The following is a 17,138-nucleotide window of genomic DNA, read 5'->3' on the forward strand; positions in this document are numbered from 1 at the left end:
CCGACCCCAGCACCCTAGCGCGCCGACTCCGATCAAAACCCGCCGCTATGGCTGGCCGACGCCCCGGTACAGCCGGACCGAGATCGCCGACAGCCAGATCCACGCGAGCACGACAGCCGCGGTGAAGGCCAGAATCGAAGCCGGACCGCCGGCTCCGGAAGACAGCGCGAGGAAGGTGCCCGCGAACACCGCACCTGTGACGCGTGAGAACCAGGCCCACCCAGTGGCACCCGGCACTTGCGCGAACCATCCGCCGAGCACGAAGCACGAAGCGACCAGACAGAGGAAGCCGGCGCCCGCGACGGCGAAGTGCATCATGCCGTGCCAGCTGAGGTGACCGACGCCCGGAGGTGTGCCGGGCGGAAACCCGTCTGACGGGTCGGCGCGGAAGCCTGAGGCGACCATCAGGGCCAGCCCGTAACCACCGAGCAGGCCGGCCGCCCACGCCGAGCGCCGTCCGGGGCCGAGTGCCCGCCTGACGCCGACGGCCGCGGCGATCGTCATCGCGCCGGCGACCAGGAACGTCGCGACCTGTATCCATCCCAGATCACCGTTAGCGAGCTGACTGGCGGCGTGGCGGGTCGGGTCGTACCCATCGCGGGTCGCCGCCTGAACGGCGACCGACACCACATAGACGGGACCCGCGATGACGCCGTAGCCGAGCAGAGACTTCGTGACACGATCGGCAAGAGGTGGGCAATCGGTACTGGTCACGGCGGCCTCCATGTCAATATGGAACTAGACCGTACAGTACTCAAAACTAGACTGTCCAGTACTAAACGAAGGGTCGGCATGACCGAGCCAGTGGGCCGTTCGGCGCGCAAGCGGAAGAGCATCCTGTCCGCGGGCCAGGAGTTGTTCCTGGCCGGCGGCTACCACGGCACCAGCGTCGATGCGATCGCCGCGTCGGCCGCAGTGTCGAAACAGACGGTGTACAAGCACTTCGGCGACAAGCACGAATTGTTGATGGCCATCGTCGACGAGACTCTCGAGACGACGGTGTCGGCATTTCTGGACCGGGTGTCGGCGCTGGCGGAGACCACTGATCTGGAGCGGGATCTGACCGCGCTCGCCGGTGACTACCTGCGCGCGGTCCTGCAGGAACCCGTCGTGCAATTGCGCAGACTGGTCGTCGGCGAAGCCAACCGCCTGCCCGAGCTTGCGGCGCTCTATTACGACCGCGCGCCGCGCCGCATGTTGGCGGCCTTCGCCGAGTGCTTCGCCAGACTGGACCGGCGCGGGCTGCTTCAGATCCACGAACCCGACACCGCCGCAGAGCATTTCGCGTTCCTGGTGGTCGGCCGGTGCATCGATCAGGCGCTGTTCTGCGGCGGACCGGCGGTGGAGTCCGGCCTCGACGTCGACCATCAGGCGCAGGCCGCGGTGCGGGTTTTCCTGGCCGGCTACCGGGCCGCAGTCTGACGCGCGCTCATGTCACCGGTCGCGGGCGTGCCGTCTACGAGCTCGTAACGCAGCTGCACCGTGCCGGTCGGGCCGGCCACCGGCGGTTCCAGGAGCCTCAGGTTCGTCGGTACCGCGCCGCCGTCGAACACCTTCTTTCCGACGCCGAGCACGATCGGGTGCACCCAGAGGTCCAGGCGGTCGAAGAGCTTTTCCCGCAGCAAGGTTTGCACCAGGTTCAGGCTGCCCACCACTGTGATGTGCTCATGCCGGTCCCGGATCTCGCGCACCGCGCCGGCCAGGTCCCGGCTCAGCTGTGTTGACCCCGCCCACGGGAGGTCGGGCCGGCCGCGCGATGCCACGTACTTCGGCACGCTGTTGAACAGCGTGGCAATCGGCCCGTCCTGTTGATGCGGCCAGTAGGCGGCGAAGATGTCGTACGTCCGCCGGCCGAGCAGCAGCGCGTCGGTGCCCTCGTAGGCGGCGACGACCTGCGCACCGCTGGTCTCGTTCATCAGCGGCGCCTGCCAGCCGCCGAAGGGAAAGCCGTCCGGGTCCTCGTCCGGACCGCCGGGTGCCTGCCCGACCAGGTCGAGGGTGGAAAACAGCTCAATGTGGATGTGGCCCATGACTTTTCCTCATCTGCACGCGATATCTCGGTCAACGGGTCAGACCAGCGAACGTCGCCAAACTCATCGCCCCGGCAGCCGATGAGATAGAACGGTAGGAGCTACCCGTTGCTTCACCGACGATGCCCAGAGGAGCTCAGTCATGCAATCCGTCAAAGGCACCAACGTCCTAGTCACCGGCGCCGCCATGGGCCTCGGCAAGCTGTTCGCCACCCAGGCCGTCAAAGAGGGCGCAGCGTCGGTGACCCTGTGGGACGCGAACGAGGCGGCGCTGAAGGAGACCGCAACCGAGTTGGAGGCGGCTGGGGGCACCATCCACTACGACACGGTCGACGTCACCTCACAGGAGCGGGTCGCCGAGGCCGCCGAGCAGGTCCGTAGCACCGTCGGCACAATCCACGTGCTGTTCAACAACGCCGGCGTCGTGCGGGGCAACGGCTACTTCTGGGAGAACGAGCCACGCGACTTCACACTCACCGTCGAGGTCAACTCCATCGGCCCGATGCTGGTCGCCCGGGAATTTCTGCCGGCCATGATCCAGTCGGGCGCACAATGCCGGCTGGTCAACATCGCATCGTCGGCCGGACTCAACGCCATTCCGCGGATGGCCGCATATGCGGCGTCCAAGTGGGCGGCGATCGGCTTCTCCGATTCCGTGCGGCTCGAGCTGGAACAGGCCGGCCACGACCAGGTGAAGATCACCACGGTCTGCCCGACCTACATCAACACGGGCATGTTCGACGGCGCCAAAGGCATCCTGTTCACCCCCATGCTCGAGCAGGAGGACGTCGTCGCTGAGACGTGGAAGGCGATGCTGCAGGGCAGCCCGTTCGTCGTCATTCCGTGGACGTCGAAGATGAACAAGGTGCTCAGCGCCGTGCTGCCGATCCGGCTGCGCGACTTCTACCTGCGCCGCGTTGGCGTCTACAACTCGATGGACGAGTTCAAGGGGCACTGAGTCCGAGCCGTCGCCGAGGATTGGCGATTATCACAATTCGGCATTATTTTACTGGCGTGATGTCAACAGCTGCGCGCGCAGTTTCCCGCTGGATCGCTCCTTTCCTGACGGTCACGGCCGTCGCGGCCACGGCTCTGTCGGCCGGCCTGACGCAGTCCGCCCCGGCGCTGCGTCTGGTCGATTCGTCGAATCCGCTGGCCGGACAGTCCTTCTACGTCGACCCGGCGTCGGCGGCGATGGCGGCCCACAATGCCAATCCGGGAAGTGCGCAGCTGACGGCCATCGCCAACACCCCGCAGGCGTACTGGCTCGACCAGGCGTTTCCGGCCGGTTCGGTCGGCGGGCGGGTCGCGAGCTACACCGGCGCCGCGCAGGCCGCCGGCAGCATGCCGATCTTCGCGCTGTACGGAATCCCGCATCGCGACTGCGGCAGTTACGCCTCGGGTGGCTTCGCCTCCGGTGCGGACTACCGCGCGTGGATCGACAGCATCTCGTCCGGCCTGGGCGGTTCGCCGGCGGCGATCATTGTCGAACCCGACGCCCTCGACATGGCCGACTGCCTGTCGGCCGACCAGCGTCAGGAACGCTTCGACCTGATCCGCTACGCGGTGGACACGCTGACCCGCGACCCGGCCGCCGCGGTCTACGTCGACGGCGGGCACTCGCGCTGGATGAGTGCCGAGGAGATCGCCAACCGGCTCAACCAGGTCGGTGTGACCCACGCGCGTGGGTTCAGCCTCAACGTCTCGAACTTCTTCAGCACCGATGAAGAAACCGGCTACGGCGAAGCCATCTCGGGGATGACGGGCGGTGCGCACTACGTGATCGACACGTCGCGCAACGGGGCCGGGCCGGCGCCCGACTCCGCGCTGAGTTGGTGCAACCCGTCCGGCCGCGCCCTGGGCACCCCGCCCACCACGGCGACGGCGGGCGCGCACGCCGACGCCTACCTGTGGGTCAAGCGTCCCGGTGAGTCCGACGGGTCGTGCAACGGCGGCGCGTCGGCGGGCCACTTCGTGAGCCAGTACGCCATCGATCTGGCCCAGAACGCGGGTCAGTAAACGTCTGGGCTGACCTCACTCAGGCAGGCGTCAGCCCCGGTGCCCCGTTAGGGCCGAACAGCAGATAAGCCCCGAACCCGCCGGGTGCGCCGATGCCCGGAGTGGCTCCGATGCCCCCATTGCCGCCATGGCCGCCGATGCCGAACAGGATGCCGCCGTAGCCACCCTGTCCGCCGTTGCCGCCCACTGCCAGGTTGGCGGCACCGAAGCCGTTCCCACCGGCGCCGCCGAGCCCGAAGACGATGCCGCCGAGGCCACCAAGCCCGCCTACTCCGCCTTTGCCCCCGACATCCGCAGCCCCGCCGTTACCGCCGGCCCCGCCGAGGCCGAAGAAGGCCCCGCCGTCGCCGCCGAACCCACCGGGCCCGCCCGTCCCGGTGCCCAGCGAAGCGCCGCCGACCCCGCCGGCGCCGCCGAAGCCGAGCCACTGACCGGCGCCGCTGCCGCCCTGCCCGCCCTGCCCACCGGTGGTATTGCCGACGGCGTCGCCGCCGGCACCGCCGTCGGCCCCGGTGCTGATCAGGTTGAACAGGATGTTGCCGCTGCCACCGGTACCGCCGAGGCCGGGAACGCCACCGTTGAAGGGGGTGGCTCCGCCGGCACCCCCGGTGCCGCCGGCGCCGTAGAGCAAGCCCAGGGCGTCTCCGCCGAAGCCGCCCCAGCCGGCGACGAAGCCGCGTCCGCCCGCACCGCCGACGCCACCGTTGCCGAACAGGAACCCGCCGCCGCCACCATCGCCGCCGTCGCCGGCGACCCCGGTACCGCCGGCTCCGCCGACACCGCCCGCGCCGCCGTTGCCGAACAGCCCGACTGCGTTGCCGCCGTTACCGCCGAAACCCGCGAAGCCATTGGGAACGGCGCCTCCGGCCCCGCCGCGGCCACCGTTGCCGAACAAGAAGCCACCGTCGCCGCCACGACCGCCGTTCTGTCCGGCCGCCCCCGACCCGCCGTTACCGCCGTTTCCCCACAGCAATCCACCGTTCTGTCCCCTCGCGCCGGTTCCGTCGACACCGTCGCGACCGTCGCCGATCAACGGGCGCCCCAGCAGCGTCTCGGCGACCCCATTGACCTGATTGAGGAAGTTCTGCAGCGGATTGGCATTGATGGCCTCGGCACCGGCGTAGGAACCGGCGCCCGTTGCCAGCAGGTGCACGAAGTGCTGGTGGAATTCCGCTGCCCCGGCGCTGAGCGCTTGGTAACCGCGCGCGTGCTCGTTGAAGATCGCCGCGACAGCAGCCGACACCTCGTCGCTGCCCGCAGCCAGCAACGCCGACGTCGGGCCCGCCGCCGCGGTGTTGGCCGCACCGATCGAGGACCCGATGGTCCCCAGATCAGCGGCAGCCGCCGTCAAGAACTCCGGAACCGCTGTGACAAAGGACATTTCGACCTCCGAACCGACGCGGTCATCGCCCGAGGATCACCGCATGTCAGAAAAGCGTAGGGCCGCTCCGGGGTGAAATTCCGCGGAAACTTTTTCAGCGCCGCATCGAGGCCATCACGCGGCCCAGAATCATCGACCTGATCCCGCGGGGAAGCAGCTTCAGGGAGGCCGTCAGGACCTTTGCCTGCGGTCCCGGTACGACGGTCACCCGTCGCCCCAGCGCTGACCACATCGCGTTGGCCACCGCTTCGGGAGCGGCGGCCGACTTCATCGTCAGGCCCGCCCGTGCTGCGAAGCCGGTATGTACCGGTCCGGGTGCCACCGACAGCACGTCGACGCCGCTGGGCTTGAGTTCACGGTGCAGGCCCTCGGCGAGGCTCTGAACGTACGCTTTGGTGGCCGCGTAATTCGCCTGGCCCGGCACTCCCTGCCAGCCGAGGATGGACCCGAACAAGACAATCCCGCCGCGTCGCTGTCTGGTCATGCGGGCGGCGAAGGCCTGCGCGAGCTGTGCGACGGCGGTGACGTTGACGGCGATCATCTCCAGTTCGTCCGAAGTGGCCGCGTCAGCGAACGGTCCGGCAGTCCCGAATCCGGCCGCCAGCGCGGCCAAGCCCACCTCCAACCCGTTGGTCGCATCCAAAAGTGCTGCCGGTCCGGATTTTTGACCGAGGTCCACGGCGACCACCTGGGTCTTGACCCCGTAGGACCGCTCCAATTCATCGGCCAACTCCTGCAGCCTCGCTTCGCTGCGGGCGACCAGCGTGACATCGAGGCCCTCTGCCGCAACGCGTTTGGCGATGGCGCGGCCGATTCCGTCGCTGGCTCCGGTGATCACCGCCCATGGTCCGTACTGGTCGCGCCCGCTCATGCCCGGCTCCCGACCGGGTGTGCCGGCAGCACGGCGAGTACGAAGAAGGCTCCGGCCAGGCAGACCGCCGCGGCGGTCAGGCAGCCGGCGCTCATCCCGGACAGGAAGGCGTCGCTGACGGTGGTGCGGACGGTGTCCGCTATCGAAGCGGGAGATTGGCCCGCCACGGCCAGACCCTGGGCCAGGCCCTCCTGCGCGACGGATCGCGCCGGTTGCGGAAGGTGCTGCAGCGCTCGACTTTCGGTGAGGTGGCGGATGTAGAGGGTGGAGAAGACGCTGCCGATGACCGCCACGCCGAGAGTGCCGCCCACCTGGCGGGTGGCGTCGTTGACGGCCGACCCGGCGCCGGCCTGCTCGGGACGCACCACACCCATGATGGAGTCGGTGGCCGGGGCGGTGGTCAGGCCCAGGCCACCGCCCAGCAGTACCATTTGCGCGGCCATCTCGAGGTAGCTGACGCTGAGGTCGCAGGTGCTGATCCAGGCGAAGGACGCGGCCATCATCAGCAGGCCAAGGAAGACAACGGCTTTGGTGCCGACCCTGCTGACGGCCAGCCTGGTCCCGAGGACAGATCCGATGGCGATCGACACCGCGACCGGCAGGATGCGCACACCGGTGCCCAGCGGTCCGAAGCCCTGCAGCTGTTGCATGAACTGCGTGATCAGGAAGATGAACCCGAACAAGGCGAAGAACGCCACGGTGACGGCCCCGCTGGCCGCGCTGAAACGCAGATTGGTGAACAGCGTGACGTCGATCAGCGGGTCGGCTTGCCGCCGCTCCCACAGCGCGAAGCCGATGCCGGCCACGAGTGCCACGGCGAAGCCGGCCAACGTCCGTACCGAGCTCCAGCCCTGTTCTGGCGCTTCGATGATGGTGTAGACCAACGAGCCCAGCATGACCACCGAGAGCACCAGCCCGCCACGATCGAGGCGCGATCCAGGGTCAGGCGTGGATGCCGGGATGACGACGGGCGCAGCGAAAGCCGCTGCGAGCGCGATGGGCGCCAGCGCCAGGAAAAGGCTTCCCCACCAGAACACTTCGAGCAGCGCGCCGCCGAGTATCGGGCCGATCGCCACGCCGAGGCCGGTCACCGCGCCCCACAGGCCGATCGCGACCGCTCGCTGACGAGGTTCGCGGAATGTGTCGGTGATGATGGCCAGCGTGGTCGGATAGATCAACGCGGAAGCCACTCCCATCACCACCCGCATCGCGATCAGGGATCCGGTCGTCGTGCACAGTGCCGCGCCGGCGCTGCTCAATGCGAAGAGCACGAGCCCGGCGATCAGGGTCCCGCGGCGGCCGAACTTATCCCCGACGGTGCCGCCGGCCAACACCAGCGCGGCGAACGCGAGATTGTAGGCGTCGACGATCCACTGCAACCCGCGCGTGGACGCGCCGAGCGCCGAATTCAGGGTCGGCAGCGCAACATTGACGATCGTGGTCTCGACATTGATCGCCAGAGAGGCGACCAGCACGACGGCCAGCACGGCGGCGGGACGGATCCGCACGGGTGGCGACTCGACCGGGGAAAGCTCGGGGGCATCGATACTCATCAGGGGTCCGCCTTATGTTGACAGCAATAACATCGGCAAGCATGACATCGCAAGTTATCGGTGTCAACATTTGCGCCTAGCGGATGCCGCCTTCGATGGTGTCGAGCAGGCGGTCGGTGATCAATTTCTTGCGGGCGGCGTCCGCAGCTGCCAGCGGCCCGTCCAGATATAGCGAGGCCAGACCGTGTACGGCCGCCCAGGCGGCCTCGTCCAGGCCGTCCCGCCGGCTCGGGGTCAGCACGCCGGTGGCGACCAGGTCGTCGATGCAGCGGCTGAGAATGTAGAACGGGTGACGGTCTGTTGCGACGGTCGAGTCGGTCTCCTTGGGCCCGTCTGGGGCGAATGCCGTTCGGAATAGGCCAGGTTCGGCGAGGGCGAAGTCCACGTAGGCCTGGCCGGTGGCGCGCAACCGGGCGAGGGCGCGACGATTTCGGGGGCCGCGATTGGGGACCGCGGCGATTGACTCCTGCATCGCCTCACCCAGCAACGTCATCGCGTACACCTGAACCGCGCCCAGCAGCGCCTGCCGGTCTGAGTAGTGCCGGTACGCCGCGGAGTTGCTCACGCCGGCCGCCCGTTGCACGTCGCGCAGCACCACCGCGTCCGGCCCGCCGGCCTTTGCCAGCTGCACCGCATGTTCCAGTAGCGCCTGCCGCAGGTTGCCGTGGTGGTAGGAAGTGGACGCCATGTTGACAAGTGTTACATTGCTGATCCCGACCGGTCGGACTTTTTAGGGGTGTCCTGGCGCGGCGCACAGCGCTTGACTGAGCTCAAGGCGCTCCGGTTGGTCAGCGTTGGTCCCGCGTGATCGGGGATGCCGCCGGGTGTGCGACGATCGACGACGTGACTGACGCCCTCGTCGAGATGATGAATTCCGCTCTGTCGTCGACCATCCCGATCGCCGACCACATGGGTGTGCAGGTGGTCGAGGCGCGCCGCGGCTTTGCGGCCGCCACGGTGCCGGTCGAGGGCAACGGCAACCACTTCGGTGTCATCTACGCCGGCGTGCAATTCACCGTCGCCGAAGTACTGGGCGGCATCATCGCGTTGTCGACTTTCGACACCAGCAAGTACTTCCCGTTGGTGAAGAACGTCGACATCGCATTTCGGGCCATGGCCACCACGCCACTACGCGCGGAAGCGACCATGGACGAGGAGACGATCGTCCGCGTCGAAGCCGAGGCGGCGGCGCAGGGCAAGTCCGACTACATCCTCGACGCAGTGGTCACCGATGCGGCCGGCACTGTCGTCGCCACCACGCACGGGCTGTATCAGCTGCGCGCTCACCGGAGTTGAGCGGCGCCAACAGAGCGCAGCAGGCACCCGGACGCTAGCGGCCTAGGCGACCGCTCGCAGCGGCGACTCGGCGGTGGTGACGGAATGAGCGGCAAGCCAATCGCGTTCGATGCGGATCACGCGGTGGTGCTCTACCACGAGCCAGGCGAGCCCGCCCGCGATGGCCAGCACCGCCACCACACCGCATGTCAGGAGAAACTCGTAGTGCCGATAGGCCGCGGCCGCCACTCCGGAGGCCAGCGACAGGACCCCGAGGACGATCGACGAGACACCCGGCCAGCAGTACCGGTCGATGAAGTACTCGCCGGTGTGCGGGCATGTCGTGCGGAAATGGTCGGTGGGATCTTTGGTGCTGCACATGATTGACCTCCTCGGTTGAGCTAATTCGAAGAGGTACTCACCGTGGCATGGGAAGCCATCCCCCCTGCGAGTGATCCCCGGGGTGGCGCAGCTCTACCACCCTCGTCACACCGTGATACCGCCGTCGACGTTGATGTTCGCGCCGGTGATGTATCCGGCTTCCGGACCGGCGAGGAAGCTGACGATCGCGGCGATGTCGCCCGTGTGGCCGTATCGCCCCAGCGCGGACAGCCGTTTGAGGCTCTCGGCGAACTCACCGTCGTCCGGGTTCATGTCGGTATCGATCGGACCCGGCTGAACATTGTTGACGGTGATTCCGCGCGGGCCCAGTTCACGCGCAAGTCCCCGGGTGAAGGCGGACACCGCACCCTTGGTGAGTGCGTAGACCGACTGGCCGGGCATCGGCACCCAGTCAGCGTTGATGCTGCCGATGTTGATGATCCGGGCGCCCTCGCCGAGATGCTTGACGGCGCTGCGGACGGCCCAGTACACGCCAGCGACGTTGATTGCCACTGAGCGCTCGAACTGCTCTGCGGGGAATTCGTCGATCGGCGCCATGTAGGCCGTACCGGCATTGTTGACCAGCACGTCCAAGCCGCCGAGTTCGGTCACGGTCTGTTCGACCGCGGCCGCGATCTGGCTGGCCCGGGCGGCGTCGGCCTGAATCGCCACCGCCTTGCCGCCGTTCTCCGCCACTTCGGCGACGAGCTTCTCGGCATCGGTCGCCGACGCTGCGTAGGTGAACGCCACCGCGGCGCCGTCGGCGGCCAGTCGCCGAACGATCTGCGCGCCGATGCCGCGCGAACCGCCGGTGACCAGGGCTCGCTTGCCCGCCAATGTCGTCGTGCTCATCTCGATGAAACCTTCCTGCCGTTCACGAATCGCGTCGTTACTTGGTACGCAAGGCCGGAGTCGGCGAATTCATTCCCCGTCAACGCCGGTCGACTGGGTGTGGTGCCGCTTCGAGGAGGACTGAGGCAAGCCGTGCGGTGGCCGGCGTCAACTGGCCCGCGGGCGGAGAGGCGAGGTACACCTGCCAGACCACCGGGGCGCTGAGCTCGACGGAGCGCAAGGCGGGAAAGCGCCGCGCCTCCGACTCGGGCATGAAGGTGGTACCCAATCCGTTGACCACCAGGTCGGCGATGTCGGCGAATCCGGCCGGCACCTCGTAGAACGTCTGCGGCTTCACGCCGACGGCGTGAAAGGCGTCGTCGATCAACCGCCGCAACCCGAACTCTGGTGGGTAACTGACCAGCTCCTCGCCGGCAAGGTCGCTCAGCCGCAACCGCTTCCGGCCCGCGAGCCCGTGATCGTCCCGGCACACGAAAACCATTGGTTCCTCGAACAACAACTGCATGTCCAGTTGGGGAGGAAAACGATTGGGTACCGATACCAGCGCCAGATCGAGCGAGCCGTCCAGTAGCGCCGAAAGGTAGGCCGATGCGCCAGATTGACTGAGCCGCAACTTGAGTCGTACGAACGGATTTGCACTGTGGAACTCGCCCAGCGCACGAGCCACATCCATCGGGCCGAACGAGATCAGGGAGCCGAATTCCACTGTGCCGGAGAGCGAGCCGCGAAATTCGCTGACGGAGTCGGCCGCGGTCCGGGCGACGCGCAGCACCTCGTTGGCATGGGTGCGGAAGCGTTCGCCGGCAGCTGTCAGCCGGATCTGTTGCCGCGACCGGTCGAACAACTGGACCTGTAGCTCGCGCTCCAGCTTGGCGATCGACGAAGACAGGGCCGACTGCACCACGTGCACGCGTTCCGCGGCGCGGGTGAAGCTCATTTCACTGGCCACCGCGACGAAGTACTCGACTTGACGCAACTCCATGCGGACAACTCTATCTACACAACAGATGCAGGTCACCTGCTTCAATCGTCAGAGCCGATGAGACTTTCCTGCCCATTATTGCCGCGTGCAGTACCTAGACTCGGGGATAAATCACTTGCCGCTCAACGCAACAAAGCGAGGGACACATCATGAAGTTGGCGGAGGCATTGTCGCTGCGGGCAGACTCGGCGCGCCGTATTGAGCAGCTGCGTGCTCGCATCGTCGGCAGTGCCCGCTTCCAGGAGGGTGAAGATCCGGCCGAGGACGCCGCCGCGCTACTTGCCGAAGCCGGCGAGGTGCTGGACGAGTTCGAGACCCTGGTCCGCCGGATCAATCACACCAACGCGACCACAACGATCGGTTCCGATGGAACCCTGACCGACGCACTGGCCCGCAGAGACACGCTGCGACTGCGTCACTCAGTGGTGACGGCCGCCGCGGATGCAGCCGCCGGCAAGAACCAGCCCGGATATGCACGCCAGCTGCGCTCGGAACTGAAGATGTTGTCCGCCTTGCCCGTTGCGCAGCTGCGTATGCAGGCCGACGATCTCGCCCGTGAGTTGCGCGAACTCGACGTGCGCATCCAGCGCGCCAACTGGGAGGCAGACCTGGTGACGGAATGAGGTGGTGTCGGTAGTCGACGCGGAAGCGTGCACACAACCCACCGGCGGGTAACGGCCGGTCTTGGCGCACGATGGGCAGTGCCGGGGGTTCGACTCCCTTTTTCACAATGCAGCCCAGCATTGCGCACAGGTGACGGGGTACAGCACACAGCACACCACCACGTGCAGGTTCGCGCCGACGAGGGTGGGCAAGGGGCACACCACCACCACAAGCCCTGTGGGTGTTCACCAGCAGCGCTGCGGCACAATGCGTCGAGAAGCGATCGAAAGGTGTGCGATGGCAACGTTTGAGGGCAAGGTCGCCTTCGTGACTGGGGCGTCGTCGGGGCTGGGCGCGGAAACGGCTCGGTTGTTGTCACGCAAGGGGGCAACGGTTTTCGGCGTAGCACGAGACGCCGAGAAGCTTGCCGCAGTGTTCGGCGACATTCCGCGGGGCGCAGGCGTGTCAGTCGATGTCGCAGATCCGGGTGCCTGCCGCACTGCCGTTGCGCAGTGCGTCGCACAGTTCGGCGCCCTCGATGTGCTCGTCAACATCGCTGGGCGCCATCAGATGCGTCGCACCGAGTCGATGACCGACGACGAGTGGGCGCAAGACCTGGCCGTCAATCTCAACGCGCCGTTCTACCTGTGCCGGGCCGCGCTACCGCACCTGCTGGACCGGGGCGGCAACATCGTCAACGTCGCCTCGATCGCCGGTGTGGAGGGCCAGGCGTATTCTGCCGGTTACTGCTCGGCGAAACACGGACTGATCGGACTGACCCGAGCGCTGGCGGTCGAGTACACGTCAGATCGGTTGCGCGTCAACGCGATTTGCCCGGGCGGCATGTTGACCGCGCAGATCGAGCAGTTCAGCGCACCGGAGAATCCGAACTACGACTTAATCCTTCGATCGGCCGCACCGCGCGGGATGATGCAGCCGATCGACGTCGCCAATGTCATTGCGTTCCTCGCCAGTGATGATGCCGCCGCCGTCCATGGTGCGGTGTACCGCGTCGACAACGGAAAGGGTGCCGGCTGACGGTTCACCCGCTGCTTTCAAGGACGTCCATGCAGTAGGTGAGCGGCGGCTCCGGAAAATTGACCGCCTGCTGCTCCCCGGCGCACAACCCGGGGTCGTTCACCCCGTCGCGCCGGACGGCCACCCGGAAGGTCGGGTCGCTGGACAACACTCCGGGCTTGCAGGCAGTAGGTGCAAACATGTGTGAGATGAGCGCCTGGTGATAGCAGCTGCCGACGCTCAGATTGTCTTCGAGACACAGCCCGCTGCCACCGCCTTCGAGAGTTCCGTAGTTGTCGTTGGGACAATTCTTGGAGCCCTTGTACTGCTTGGCGACCTTCGACAGAGCCGTGGGCGACGAGCAAGGCTCTTCGCGGACATCGCTCGGCTTGACCATGATTCCCGCTTTCGCGAGGTTCAGGCAGGTGCCGACCGGATAGTCGAAGCCGTTGCTGCTGGCCTGGCGATCGGCATGGCGGTGGTGCATCACCGCATGCAGCCCGACCTTCGCGGCGATCACCAGTACCACCGCACCCAGCGCGGCGCCGATCCGCTTGCCCAACGAGCTCTTCTTCGGCGCCGGCGGAGGTGGCGGCGGAGGCGGCGCGTACTGCGGACCCGGCGGTAGGTAGCCGCCGGGCGGCACATTCCGAGGGTCGCCCGACGGAAAGTTGGTGTCGCCTGTCATCCATCCACTCCTTAGCCCGGGTTGACGGGCGTGGGGAGACTGCGTGCAACCGCCCGTCCGGAAGCAGCCTAATCGGCCGAAAACCGGATATTCCGCGCAAATTTCTCGGGCTATCGCCGGTAGAACTCGGGCTATCGCCGGTAGAAGACGTCACCCTCGACGGTGATGGTCGACTGGTTGACCCAGACGACGTTGAAGTAGACCGGTGCCGGCCGACGGGTCTGGCTGCTCATGATTGTCAGGATTCCGCCGCGCGACGACGGGTTCCATGCACAGGGTCCCGATGTCGTGGGCACCCCTGCCGCGTTGGCCAGTGAGCACCCACTCTGGCTGACGAGCAGTTGTTCGGATCCGGTGCCCGTGGTCCAAAAGCCCAGCGGTGCAGCGGCGGCCGCATGAGCGACCCCGCTGGACGCGGCGAACATAGCGGCGAACACGCCCGCGGTCGCGGCGATCTTCGTAGCGGGTACATACCGGCGATGCGACATCGTGCCTCCTCGGAAACGATCTGACACGATGAGCGTCGCCGTGCCTACTTGACGGATCCTTGAACTTTCCTTGGATCTGATCCGCTCCGCGTTTCCAGTTGCGGCAGAAGGTGTTCCAATTGCCCGACCTCTTCGATGTTGTGCCTGATCCAGGCCCGCACCATGTCGTCGGGAAAACGCCGGCACAGGATGCGGTTGACCGGCGCGAACAGCGGGGTGCGCGCGCCGAGGTCGAGCACCGAGACGTAGTGCGTGCCGTCGGAACCGGCCGACCAGGTGTGCTCCAGTTGGATGACGATGACGCCCGCGACCCGAGTCACCAGGCGGATACCCGTGTCGTCCAGCTTCTCGACGCGGTCGATGACGTCGACCGCATACTCTGGCTTGGCGCCGAACGCCTCCACGATCCGAAACCGCGCGCCCTCGGCTGCGCCTCCACCCGGCGCCGGGCGCGCCAGTTCCCAGCGGACGTGATCGATGGGGTGCCACGCGAGGTACCGGTCGATGATCTCCCCCCCGTAGGACATGGTTTCGCCAAGGTGGGTGAACCAGTCGAGCACCATCGACGGGGTGGTGCCGGCCAGCGGCCGATGGTCGATGGTGACGCGGCGGCGGTGGTGGCGTCCATTGGTGAATCGCACGGCGGCGGAATCGACCGTGCGCAACGGGTACAGGACTGGCCGAGACGCCATGACAAACCTCCAAGATACGATACCGTTTCTTGCAGCCAACGTAAGGCACAGCGCTAAGAAACGCAAGCGTTTCTTGGAAGGGATTGCGATGCGGCGACGTCACGGCGCAGAACTGGACGCGGCGATCAGGGAGGCGGTGCTGGGGCTGATCGCCGAGCACGGCATCACCGGCGTCACGATGGAGGCCGTCGCCACCGCCGCGGGCACCAGCAAAGCGGTGCTCTATCGACGCTGGCCCGACGGCCGCGCGCTGCTGCGGGACACCCTGCTGCGGACCGCAGTCGCGGCGATCCCGCACCGCGACACCGGCAGCTACCGCGAGGACATGCTGGCCATCCTGCGTGGCTGGGCTGATCTCTTCACCGGTCCGCAGGCCGCCGTCATCCGGGCGGGTATCGCCGCCGCCGCGAACGATCCCGAGTTCGCCGAGGCCTTCCGTACCGATGTGATCGGATGGCGCAAGAAGGAGATGGCCGACCTTTTGGCCAGGGGAATCGCCCGCGGGGACGTGCGCGCGGATGTGCCGGTGGAGATCGCCCGCGAGTTGGGGCAGAGCGTGCTGTGGCACCGGCTGCTGGTGACCGGCGACCCGATTGACGATGCGCTGATCGTCCAGCTGGTTGACCAGGTCTTGGTGCCTTTCGTCGCACCCCGGACCTCGTGACGGCCCACCCGGGTCGGCGTCACGGTTAGGGCACAGTTCAGCTGATACCTGACGCGGCAACCGAGTTACCTCGGCCGCATGCGCAACCATGCCCGATATGACGCAGCGCCGGGCACAGATCTCGCGGCAGACGTTTCTGCGGGGTGCCGCGGGTGCGTTGGCCGCCGGCGTGGTCTTCGGGCCGGGCCGGGCCGGCGCCGATCCGGTCGCGTCGGGCTGGGACGGTCTGTCCACCGCCCTGGGCGGGCAGGTGATCCAACCTGACAGTGCCCAATACGGCTCGGCCAAGGCGGTTTTCAACACCAATTACAGCGACTCGACGCCGGCGGCCATCGTCACTCCGAAATCGGCCGCGGATGTGCAGAAGGCGATGGCGTTCGCCGCCGCCAACAAGCTCAAGGTCGCTCCGCGCAGCGGCGGGCATTCTTACACCGGAGCCTCGACGGCGAACGGAACCATGGTGCTCGATCTGCGTCAGCTGCCGGGCGACGTCAACTTCGACGCTGCGACCGGCCAGGTGACGGTTACGCCGGCAACGGGTTTATACGAGGTGCACCAGGCGCTGGCCGCCGCAGGACGGGGCATCCCGACCGGCACGTGTCCGACGGTCGGCGCCGCGGGGCATGCCCTGGGCGGCGGACTGGGCGCCCAGTCCCGGCATGCCGGTCTGCTGTGTGACCAGCTGACGTCGGCACAGGTGGTCTTGCCCGGCGGGCAGAGCGTCACCGCGTCCGCCTCGAGCAACCCAGACCTCTTCTGGGCGTTGCGCGGCGGCGGCGGAGGCAACTTCGGCGTCACCACCTCGTTGACCTTTGCCACGTTCCCCACCCAGGACGTCGACGCGGTGAACCTGAACTTCGCGCCGCAAGCGTTCGCGCAGGTCCTCGTCGGCTGGCAGAACTGGTTGCGTACCGCCGACCGGAACAGTTGGGCACTGGCCGACAGCACCACAGACGCGACAGGAACTCATTGCCGGATCCTGGCGACCTGTCCGGCCGGCTCCGGCAACAGTGTTGCGGCAGCGATCATTTCGGCTGTCGGCGTGCAACCGACCGGTACTGAAAACCACACCTTCAACTACCTCGACCTAGTGCGGTACCTGGCGGTCAACAACCTCAACCCGGCACCAGTCGGATATGTCGGCGGCTCCGACGTTTTCACGACAATCACTCCTGCGGTTGCGCAGGGGATCGCCGCGGCGGTCGATGCCTTCCCCCGCAACGCCGGCCGCATGCTGGCGATCATGCACGCTCTGGACGGCGCGATGGCCACCGTCGCGCCGGGTGCCACCGCCTTTCCGTGGCGACGGCAGTCCGCTCTGGTGCAGTGGTACGTCGAAACGGCCGGTTCTCCGTCCGCCGCGACCAGCTGGTTGAGCACTGCACACCAAGCGGTGCAGCAGTATTCGGTCGGCGGCTACGTCAATTACATCGAGGCCAATCAGCCGCCGGCCCGATACTTCGGGCAGAACCTCTCTCGCCTGACGGCCGTACGCCAGAAGTACGATCCCGGACGGGTCATGTTCTCTGGCTTGAATTTCTGATCCAGGCCCCACTTCGCCACAGGTGGCGATGGCACGAGTTGACAGGAAAGGAGAAGCGGTGTCGCATCGACGCCCTACCAAGGACGGCAACAGCTCGGA

20 protein-coding genes are annotated in these 17,138 nt (G+C 67.1%); 8 read left to right on the plus strand and 12 right to left on the minus strand.

Annotation, left to right across the window (positions count from 1 at the left end; translation table 11 throughout):
• Positions 1–45: 45 nt before the first annotated feature.
• A complete protein-coding gene (locus tag QXH22_RS12620; protein ID WP_306275751.1) occupies positions 46–714 on the minus strand; it encodes a DUF998 domain-containing protein in 669 nt (222 codons plus the stop codon).
• A 78-nt stretch (positions 715–792) separates the two neighbouring features.
• On the opposite strand from QXH22_RS12620, the gene QXH22_RS12625 reads away from it, so the two are divergent.
• The gene (locus QXH22_RS12625; protein WP_306275752.1) at positions 793–1,422 is read left to right on the plus strand and encodes a TetR/AcrR family transcriptional regulator; all 630 of its coding nucleotides are present in this window, start codon (positions 793–795) and stop codon (positions 1,420–1,422) included.
• Here QXH22_RS12625 and QXH22_RS12630 read toward each other — a convergent pair.
• Complete coding sequence (locus QXH22_RS12630) at positions 1,404–2,030, minus strand: dihydrofolate reductase family protein (RefSeq protein ID WP_306275753.1); 627 nt, start codon at positions 2,028–2,030, stop codon at positions 1,404–1,406. The two genes, QXH22_RS12625 and QXH22_RS12630, sit on opposite strands and share 19 nt — an antisense overlap.
• A gap of 142 nt (positions 2,031–2,172) precedes the next feature.
• Between QXH22_RS12630 and QXH22_RS12635 the strand changes: the two genes are divergently transcribed.
• Positions 2,173–2,988: an SDR family NAD(P)-dependent oxidoreductase gene (locus QXH22_RS12635; RefSeq protein ID WP_306275754.1), complete on the plus strand. Its 816-nt coding sequence runs from the start codon at positions 2,173–2,175 to the stop codon at positions 2,986–2,988.
• Positions 2,989–3,047: 59 nt separating this feature from the next.
• Entirely contained in the window at positions 3,048–4,049 is a 1,002-nt protein-coding gene (locus QXH22_RS12640) for a glycoside hydrolase family 6 protein (RefSeq protein WP_306243900.1), read from the plus strand.
• Positions 4,050–4,068: 19 nt separating this feature from the next.
• Here the strand turns inward: QXH22_RS12640 and QXH22_RS12645 are convergent, their stop codons facing one another.
• The 4 genes from QXH22_RS12645 to QXH22_RS12660 all read right to left on the minus strand — a co-directional run bounded on the left by QXH22_RS12645 (position 4,069) and on the right by QXH22_RS12660 (position 8,542).
• Complete coding sequence (locus QXH22_RS12645; RefSeq protein WP_306243896.1) at positions 4,069–5,430, minus strand: PE family protein; 1,362 nt, start codon at positions 5,428–5,430, stop codon at positions 4,069–4,071.
• Between the two features lie 94 nt (positions 5,431–5,524).
• Positions 5,525–6,301, minus strand: a complete 777-nt coding sequence (locus QXH22_RS12650) for an SDR family oxidoreductase (protein ID WP_306275755.1) — start codon at positions 6,299–6,301, stop codon at positions 5,525–5,527.
• Positions 6,298–7,854: an MFS transporter gene (locus QXH22_RS12655; protein ID WP_306275756.1), complete on the minus strand. Its 1,557-nt coding sequence runs from the start codon at positions 7,852–7,854 to the stop codon at positions 6,298–6,300. The genes QXH22_RS12650 and QXH22_RS12655 overlap by 4 nt, the downstream gene beginning before the upstream one ends.
• Positions 7,855–7,930: 76 nt before the next feature.
• Positions 7,931–8,542 carry a TetR/AcrR family transcriptional regulator gene (locus tag QXH22_RS12660; RefSeq protein WP_306275757.1) on the minus strand — a complete coding sequence of 204 codons (612 nt, stop codon included), beginning with the start codon at positions 8,540–8,542 and terminating at the stop codon, positions 7,931–7,933.
• A 176-nt stretch (positions 8,543–8,718) separates the two neighbouring features.
• Here QXH22_RS12660 and QXH22_RS12665 point away from each other — a divergent pair, with 176 nt between their 5' ends.
• Positions 8,719–9,150: a PaaI family thioesterase gene (locus tag QXH22_RS12665; protein WP_371934221.1), complete on the plus strand. Its 432-nt coding sequence runs from the start codon at positions 8,719–8,721 to the stop codon at positions 9,148–9,150.
• A gap of 42 nt (positions 9,151–9,192) precedes the next feature.
• Here the strand turns inward: QXH22_RS12665 and usfY are convergent, their stop codons facing one another.
• The 3 genes from usfY to QXH22_RS12680 form a co-directional block, all read right to left on the minus strand.
• On the minus strand, positions 9,193–9,510 hold the full coding sequence (gene usfY / locus QXH22_RS12670; protein WP_306275759.1) for a protein UsfY: 318 nt from the start codon (positions 9,508–9,510) through the stop codon (positions 9,193–9,195).
• A gap of 105 nt (positions 9,511–9,615) precedes the next feature.
• Positions 9,616–10,362: a 3-oxoacyl-ACP reductase family protein gene (locus QXH22_RS12675; protein ID WP_306275760.1), complete on the minus strand. Its 747-nt coding sequence runs from the start codon at positions 10,360–10,362 to the stop codon at positions 9,616–9,618.
• Positions 10,363–10,441: 79 nt separating this feature from the next.
• Positions 10,442–11,344, minus strand: a complete 903-nt coding sequence (locus QXH22_RS12680; protein ID WP_306275761.1) for a LysR family transcriptional regulator — start codon at positions 11,342–11,344, stop codon at positions 10,442–10,444.
• Between the two features lie 149 nt (positions 11,345–11,493).
• Here QXH22_RS12680 and QXH22_RS12685 point away from each other — a divergent pair, with 149 nt between their 5' ends.
• Together QXH22_RS12685 and QXH22_RS12690 are read left to right on the plus strand one after the other, a co-directional pair.
• Positions 11,494–11,967, plus strand: coding sequence for a DIP1984 family protein (locus QXH22_RS12685; RefSeq protein WP_306275762.1), 474 nt, complete (start codon positions 11,494–11,496; stop codon positions 11,965–11,967).
• Positions 11,968–12,244: 277 nt separating this feature from the next.
• On the plus strand, positions 12,245–12,985 hold the full coding sequence (locus QXH22_RS12690; RefSeq protein ID WP_306275763.1) for an SDR family NAD(P)-dependent oxidoreductase: 741 nt from the start codon (positions 12,245–12,247) through the stop codon (positions 12,983–12,985).
• A 4-nt stretch (positions 12,986–12,989) separates the two neighbouring features.
• On the opposite strand, the gene QXH22_RS12695 is transcribed toward QXH22_RS12690, so the two are convergent.
• From QXH22_RS12695 to QXH22_RS12705, 3 genes are all read right to left on the minus strand, one after another.
• Positions 12,990–13,652, minus strand: a complete 663-nt coding sequence (locus QXH22_RS12695) for a hypothetical protein (protein WP_306275764.1) — start codon at positions 13,650–13,652, stop codon at positions 12,990–12,992.
• 131 nt (positions 13,653–13,783) lie between these two features.
• The gene (locus tag QXH22_RS12700) at positions 13,784–14,140 is read right to left on the minus strand and encodes a hypothetical protein (protein ID WP_306275765.1); all 357 of its coding nucleotides are present in this window, start codon (positions 14,138–14,140) and stop codon (positions 13,784–13,786) included.
• Positions 14,141–14,184: 44 nt separating this feature from the next.
• Positions 14,185–14,832, minus strand: coding sequence for a hypothetical protein (locus QXH22_RS12705; protein WP_306275766.1), 648 nt, complete (start codon positions 14,830–14,832; stop codon positions 14,185–14,187).
• 88 nt (positions 14,833–14,920) lie between these two features.
• On the opposite strand from QXH22_RS12705, the gene QXH22_RS12710 reads away from it, so the two are divergent.
• Both QXH22_RS12710 and QXH22_RS12715 read left to right on the plus strand, forming a co-directional pair.
• A complete protein-coding gene (locus QXH22_RS12710) occupies positions 14,921–15,496 on the plus strand; it encodes a TetR/AcrR family transcriptional regulator (RefSeq protein WP_306275767.1) in 576 nt (191 codons plus the stop codon).
• Positions 15,497–15,593: 97 nt separating this feature from the next.
• Complete coding sequence (locus QXH22_RS12715) at positions 15,594–17,039, plus strand: FAD-binding oxidoreductase (protein WP_306275768.1); 1,446 nt, start codon at positions 15,594–15,596, stop codon at positions 17,037–17,039.
• Positions 17,040–17,138 lie beyond the last annotated feature (99 nt).

This window comes from Mycobacterium sp. TY814 (assembly GCF_030755175.1).
Lineage (GTDB): Bacteria > Actinomycetota > Actinomycetes > Mycobacteriales > Mycobacteriaceae > Mycobacterium.